The organism is Geobacillus sp. WSUCF1 (genome assembly GCF_000422025.1).
GTDB lineage: Bacteria > Bacillota > Bacilli > Bacillales > Anoxybacillaceae > Geobacillus > Geobacillus zalihae.
Genome location: NZ_ATCO01000056.1, coordinates 21,632 through 27,842, shown reverse-complemented (window position 1 = coordinate 27,842; position 6,211 = coordinate 21,632). Strand labels below are relative to the sequence as shown.

The following is a 6,211-nucleotide window of genomic DNA, read 5'->3' as shown; positions in this document are numbered from 1 at the left end:
CGGCGCGAAGCCGGCCGGCGTCATTTGCGAAATCATTAAAGAGGACGGGACGATGGCTCGCGTTCCTGATTTGCGGCAAATCGCCGATCAGTTCGGATTGAAAATGATCACGATCAAAGATTTGATCGCCTATCGGAGTCAGCGGGAAAAGCTCGTGAAACGGGAGGTGGACGTTTGGCTGCCGACCGAATTCGGCGAATTTCGCGCCATCGGCTACACAAACGTGCTCGACGGAAAAGAGCATGTGGCGCTTGTCAAAGGAGAGATCATCCCGGATGAGCCGATCTTGGTGCGCGTCCATTCCGAATGCTTAACTGGCGATGTGTTTGGCTCGTACCGGTGCGACTGCGGTCCGCAGCTGCATGCGGCGCTCAGGCAAATCGAGGCGGAAGGGCGCGGGGTGTTGCTTTACATGCGCCAAGAAGGGCGCGGCATCGGCCTTATGAACAAGTTGCGCGCTTACAAGTTGCAGGAGCAAGGTTATGATACGGTCGAAGCGAACGAAAAACTGGGCTTCCCCGCCGATTTGCGCGATTATGGCATCGGGGCGCAAATTTTGAAAGATCTTGGCGTGACGAAAATGCGCCTGCTCACGAACAACCCGCGCAAAATCGCCGGCTTAAAAGGGCATGGACTCGAAGTCGTTGAACGGGTGCCCATTCAGATGCCAGCGAAAAAGGAAAATGAAAAATATTTGCGCACGAAACATGAAAAATTAGGACATATGCTTCATTTTTAATGATGGGAGGAGCAACGAACATGCGCATCATTGAAGGAAACTTAGTCGGCACCGGATTGAAAATCGGCATCGTCGTCTCTCGTTTTAACGAATTCATCACGGGCAAGCTTTTATCTGGGGCGATCGACGGCTTGACGCGCCATGGCGTGAGCGACAGCGACATCACGGTCGCCTGGGTGCCGGGTGCGTTTGAAATCCCGCTTGTGGCGAAAAAAATGGCGGAATCGAAGCAGTTTGACGCTGTCATTACGCTTGGCGCCGTCATCCGTGGGGCAACGAGCCATTTTGACTACGTCTGCAGCGAGGCGGCCAAAGGCGTCTCCCACGCGGCGCTTGCAAGCGGTGTTCCGGTCATTTTCGGCGTGTTGACGACGGACACCATTGAACAGGCGATCGAGCGGGCCGGCACGAAAGCGGGCAATAAAGGATGGGAAGCGGCGGTGTCGGCGATCGAAATGGCGAACGTCTTGCGGACATTTGCGTAAAAAGGCATGAAATGGTTCACAATATCGGTGAGAATGTTTATAATACGTATAGAGAAAATGACAAAAACTTTTCCATTTCGGAAAAGCGTTTGTCGATAATGAGGGATTTTTATGTTAATCCGTTACCGAAAAAACTATGAGAAAATCGCCATGGGACTGTTGTCGTTTATGCCGACGGAAAAAGACCTGAAACGGCTGCAGCAGACGATGAAACAGTATGAAACAAACAACGATTGGCAGCTGTTTTTATGGAAAGAAGGGGATGACATCGTCGGCATTATCGGCGTCCTGTTGCGCGCTCCTGATGTTGTGGAAATCCAGCACATCAGCGTCAATCCGTCACACCGCCACCAAGGGATCGGAAAACAGATGGTCAAGGCATTGAAAGAGGTGTACCCGGGCCGCCGATTGTGCGCCAACGAGTGGACCGCCTCGTTTTTCGATAAATGCCATGCGTGCAACGAATAACGAAACTAGCGCGGTGCCGCGCTCAGGCGGGCGGCGGAGGGGGAGGGAAGCCAACTCCTTCCGCTTTGGCCCGTTTTTTTTGTTCGCGTGCGGCGATGACGTCCGAGCGGTCGCGGCGCCGGTGTTTATCCACAAGATCAAGGTTGGCTAGGTCGCTGGCTTGCCCCCAAACGAGCTGCCGGCGGGCGCAGGCGGCCTGGCATTGCTCATAAAGGGAACGGTCGCGAATCGGCAGTTCGACGCTTTCGTACGGTTCGCCGCGAGTGATCCGCCCAGCCGTCTCGTCGAGCAAGCGGGCGAGCGCCTCGTCATCGAGGCCGAGCCGCCGGATCATCTCTTGCGCTTCGTCAAGCAGCGCCCGCGCCCGTCGAATGAGGCGGAGCGCGCCGGAAGTGTTGCCGCGCCGGTAATGGTAAAAAGCGACCGCCATTTGAATGAGCACAAGCCAACCTTTGTTTCGACCGTCTTGTTTCCAATGTTCCTCCAAAATCTCGTGGCATTCAAAATAATCGCGGTCGCTATGGAAATGGACCAAATACTCGATATACGCTTTTGGATACATCGGCCATCGTTCCTTTCAAAAGTGGGCCGCGCCATGTGAAGGCGGACGGCTCTTCTTCGATTATACGGCTTCGGCGGCCTGCGGCGCAAAAAAGAGACTGTTTTCCGTTCGCTTCGCCGCTTCGTTATGATACAATAAATGTACTGCAGCTGGAGACGAGCCTACCGGGCGGTGGTTCTGGAAAAAATGGTGGGATGGATGTGCAATTGCCGTACAACGTCAAAATCGAAGCGTTTGAAGGGCCGCTTGATCTGCTTTTGCATTTGATCAACCGCTATGAAATTGATATTTATGATATTCCGGTCGCGCAAATTACGGAGCAGTATATGGCGTACATTCACGCCATGCAGGAGCTTGAGTTGGATATCGCCAGCGAATATTTAGTGATGGCGGCCACCTTGCTTGCGATCAAAAGCAAAATGCTGCTGCCGCCCTCCAATGAAGAAGCGGTCGACGGCGACATCGAGTGGGGCGATGACGGGGACCCGCGTGAGGAGCTGACGCAGCGGCTGCTTGAATATAAAAAGTTTAAAGAGGCGGCGCGCGAACTGAAGCGGCGCGAAGAGGAACGGGCGCTTTTGTTTACAAAGCCGCCGAGCGACTTAAGCGCATACGCGGATGAGAAAAAGGCGGCGCCGCTGGATGTGAACGTATACGATATGCTTGGCGCCTTGTCGAAGCTGTTGCGCCGCAAAAAACTGCAAAAACCGATGCGGGCGAAAATCTCCCGCCAAGATATTTCCGTCGAACAGCGCATGGCGGAAATTTTGCATGAACTAAAGCAGGCGAACGGGCGGAAAAACTTTTACGAGCTGTTTCCGTCCTACGATCGTTCGTATATCGTCGTGACGTTTTTGGCCATTTTAGAGTTGATGAAGCAAGACGAAATCATCGTTGAGCAAGAACGGAATTTCAGCGATTTGTTTCTTGCGGTGAAACCAGCCGGTTGAGGTGGTGCGGTTTGGCCGCGGCGGTTCGCTGCGGCGGGCCGCTTTTCTTTTGTTGTTTGTTTGCCCATGCCATGATAAGGCGGAGAGTTGACTCACATTGGGGTGAGAAGACTTGGGAAACGACGAAAACAGGAGGAAAGGAGGAGGGGCGCCAACGAGTTTGGCGTGGCAGAAGGGCGATGGAACAAAACGAAAGAGAAAAAAAGGGAGCCGGCGCGCTCAAGCCGGCGAAGGCGATTGTCGAAGCGCTGTTGTTTGCTGCCGGTGACGAAGGGCTGTCGCTTTCACAAATTGCCGCTGTGTTGGAAGTCAGCGAGCTAGAGGCGAAAGCGGTGATCGAGGAGCTTCAACAAGACTGCCGACGGGAAGAGCGCGGCATCCAGCTTGTCGAACTTGGCGGCGTGTTTTTGTTGGCGACAAAAAAAGAACACGCCCCCTATTTAAAGAAGTTGGTCGAAGCGCCGGGAGCATCGCCGCTGTCGCAGGCGGCGCTTGAGACGCTCGCCATTATCGCATACCGCCAACCGATTACACGCGCGGAGATTGAGGAAATTCGCGGCGTAAAAAGCGACAAGCCATTGCAGACGCTGATGGCACGGGCGCTCATTAAAGAGGTTGGACGAGCCGAAGGAACCGGGCGGCCGATTTTGTACGGGACAACCCCGGAATTTCTCGATTATTTCGGGCTAAAAACGCTCGAGGAGCTGCCGCCGCTGCCGGAATGGGCGGACGATGGCGAATCCGAGCGGGAAGCGGATTTATTTTTCGAAAAATTAGCAGAAAATTTGAGCGATGGGCAGCCGGAATATGGTAAACTAAAGAAAAATGGCTGATCGGGAAGGAGAGCGCTCATGAACGTTTGCCGCCTGTACGGTGAAGAGCTGCAAAAGTCGCAATCGAACACGTTTGAAGACTATTTCAACCGCTCGGAAGTCACGTACCGCGACGGGGGCGAAGAGCGGACGCTGTCTGTGTTGTATTTGCGCCATTTTGAGGCGGCGCTGCTTGATTGGCTGCCGTATGAAAGCGATCCACTGTTTACGGCTAATGGGCGCGACATTCATTTGCGCGACATCATTGCTCTTGTCTGTTTATGGAAAAATCCGGCGTATCGGCAGCGAAAGCGCGTCTATATTCACGATGAAGAGGAATTGCGCCGTTATTTTGCCGAGGTAGACGCCAAAACGCTGCAGGCGCTTGTCAGCGAATGGGTGGAAACCGGCGAGTGCCGCTTGCCTGAACGGTCGGCGTAACGAGAAAATGCGGTTGGCGCCGCGTTTTCTGTGCGTCCGGACAAGGAAACCGTTTGGTGCAGCCGGCAGTTTGCCAAAGTAGCCTGCCTTTTTCAGAAAAAAGGGGGGCTGACCCAAAACGCGAATATGTTTTGGGTCAGCCCGATTTTTTTGAGCGGTTTATCTATGGCTCATTTGCAGACCCGCCGCAGGGAAGCATTGCGGCGATTCTGTTCTTCCTTGCTGTCTTTTCCTATGATGACTGCCCTCGCTCCTCTATGTATGAGCGGCCGGGAATTTGGGTGAATGCGGACAAGAACGATTTCCCCATGACAGCATACGATATGGCGAACAAAACAGGAGGAGGTTTTTACCAAATGGACGATCAGGTGTTGTTCGCCCAATATGCGGCTAGGGTGAACGAATGGGGAAATCAAGTCAAGGAGACGCTCGCTTTGCGTGGGGCAAGCACGGATGGCGCTTCGTCGCTGCTCGAGTTTATTGCCGAGCATGACGGCGAGTGGACGGAAGAGGCCGTCCGCGAGCTTCAGCGCCTTGCCGATGACGTGTATGTCGGTGCGCTTCGCCAGTATGTCATGGAAGCGGCTGCGTGGGGAAGACAAGTTGAACAGGCGCTGTCTGCACGCAGGATGGCTGAGGATGTTGGGCTTTCGTCTTTGTTGGCGTACATCGATGGACACGGCGATGAATGGACCGAAGAAGCGATTTACGAGCTCCAGCGTCTTGTCGATGACGTATACACTCGGGCCGTCCGCCTGGCTGATTCGTCAGCTGCCGAGCGGGAAGAAGAGGCGACGCAAGAACAAGTCGAAGGGGAATCGGTGTCGCCTGAACTGGAGAGTGAAAACAAAGAGAACGAAGACGGATGGCTTGACACCAGCGGGACGGCAGAGCGGGTTGAGGACGGAAAAGAGCCGGCTTTTATGGCGGAGCTCTCCGACTCGCTGCCTGATATAGCTGACGGCGAGCCGGGTCAAGCGGACAACGTGACCGATGGAAAGCGACGCTGGGTGGATGCGGACGACGGCGGTGAGCCGCGTCAACAAGTAGCGCCCGGCCGTCATGTCTTGCCGCCGCTGCCGTACCGTTATGATGCACTCGAGCCGCATATTTCCGAAGAAATCATGCGCCTCCACCATACGAAGCATCATCAAAGCTATGTCGACGGTCTCAATCAGGCGGAGCGGATGATGGCCGAGGCGCGCCGGACGAACAATTTTGATCTGTTGAAACATTGGGAGCGGGAAGCGGCGTTCCACGGCTCCGGGCATTATTTGCACACTATCTTTTGGTACAACATGCATCCAGAGGGCGGCGGCGAGCCGCGCGGGGAGCTGCGGGCGCAAATCGAGCGCGATTTTGGCAGCTTTGCCGCCTTTCGCCGTCATTTCACCGAAGCGGCGAAAAGCGCCGAAGGGGTCGGCTGGGCGCTGCTCGTTTGGGCGCCGCGAGCGCACCGGCTGGAAATTTTGCAGGCGGAAAAACACCAGCTCATGGCGCAATGGGATGTGATCCCGCTTCTTGTGCTTGATGTGTGGGAGCATGCCTACTATTTGCAATACAAAAATGATCGGGCGGCGTACATCGAACATTGGTGGAACGTCGTCAACTGGCGCAACGTTGAAGAGCGCTTTCATGAGGCGCGGAAGCTTCGTTGGCAGCCGTTTTAAACGGGCGGGGGGGAACCCCCTGCCCGTTTTTTTGGGAGAGCAGGCGCTGCGATCCATCAGGACACCTGTCCGTCTTTTCGGGGA

The 6,211-nt window shown here is 54.9% G+C and carries 8 protein-coding genes; 7 read left to right on the top strand and 1 reads right to left on the bottom strand.

Features of this window, described 5'->3' with window-relative positions:
* From ribA to I656_RS09930, 3 genes are all read left to right on the top strand, one after another.
* Positions 1–739: GTP cyclohydrolase II (gene ribA, locus I656_RS0115250; protein ID WP_033005260.1), on the top strand; the 739-nt coding region annotated here is incomplete at its 5' end.
* A 20-nt stretch (positions 740–759) separates the two neighbouring features.
* Positions 760–1,224: a 6,7-dimethyl-8-ribityllumazine synthase gene (gene ribE, locus I656_RS09925; RefSeq protein WP_033005258.1), complete on the top strand. Its 465-nt coding sequence runs from the start codon at positions 760–762 to the stop codon at positions 1,222–1,224.
* Between the two features lie 111 nt (positions 1,225–1,335).
* The gene (locus I656_RS09930; protein ID WP_013144843.1) at positions 1,336–1,692 is read left to right on the top strand and encodes a GNAT family N-acetyltransferase; all 357 of its coding nucleotides are present in this window, start codon (positions 1,336–1,338) and stop codon (positions 1,690–1,692) included.
* 22 nt (positions 1,693–1,714) lie between these two features.
* Here I656_RS09930 and I656_RS09935 read toward each other — a convergent pair whose 3' ends face one another.
* Positions 1,715–2,254 carry a DUF309 domain-containing protein gene (locus I656_RS09935; RefSeq protein WP_020754625.1) on the bottom strand — a complete coding sequence of 180 codons (540 nt, stop codon included), beginning with the start codon at positions 2,252–2,254 and terminating at the stop codon, positions 1,715–1,717.
* Positions 2,255–2,448: 194 nt separating this feature from the next.
* Between I656_RS09935 and I656_RS0115245 the strand changes: the two genes are divergently transcribed.
* From I656_RS0115245 to I656_RS09945, 4 genes are all read left to right on the top strand, one after another.
* Complete coding sequence (locus I656_RS0115245; protein ID WP_033005256.1) at positions 2,449–3,204, top strand: segregation/condensation protein A; 756 nt, start codon at positions 2,449–2,451, stop codon at positions 3,202–3,204.
* A 179-nt stretch (positions 3,205–3,383) separates the two neighbouring features.
* Complete coding sequence (gene scpB / locus I656_RS0115240) at positions 3,384–4,037, top strand: SMC-Scp complex subunit ScpB (protein WP_033005253.1); 654 nt, start codon at positions 3,384–3,386, stop codon at positions 4,035–4,037.
* A gap of 18 nt (positions 4,038–4,055) precedes the next feature.
* Positions 4,056–4,457 (top strand): hypothetical protein, encoded by a 402-nt coding sequence (locus I656_RS09940; protein WP_020754622.1) that lies wholly within the window; start codon positions 4,056–4,058, stop codon positions 4,455–4,457.
* Between the two features lie 356 nt (positions 4,458–4,813).
* Positions 4,814–6,127, top strand: a complete 1,314-nt coding sequence (locus I656_RS09945) for a superoxide dismutase (protein ID WP_033005275.1) — start codon at positions 4,814–4,816, stop codon at positions 6,125–6,127.
* Positions 6,128–6,211 lie beyond the last annotated feature (84 nt).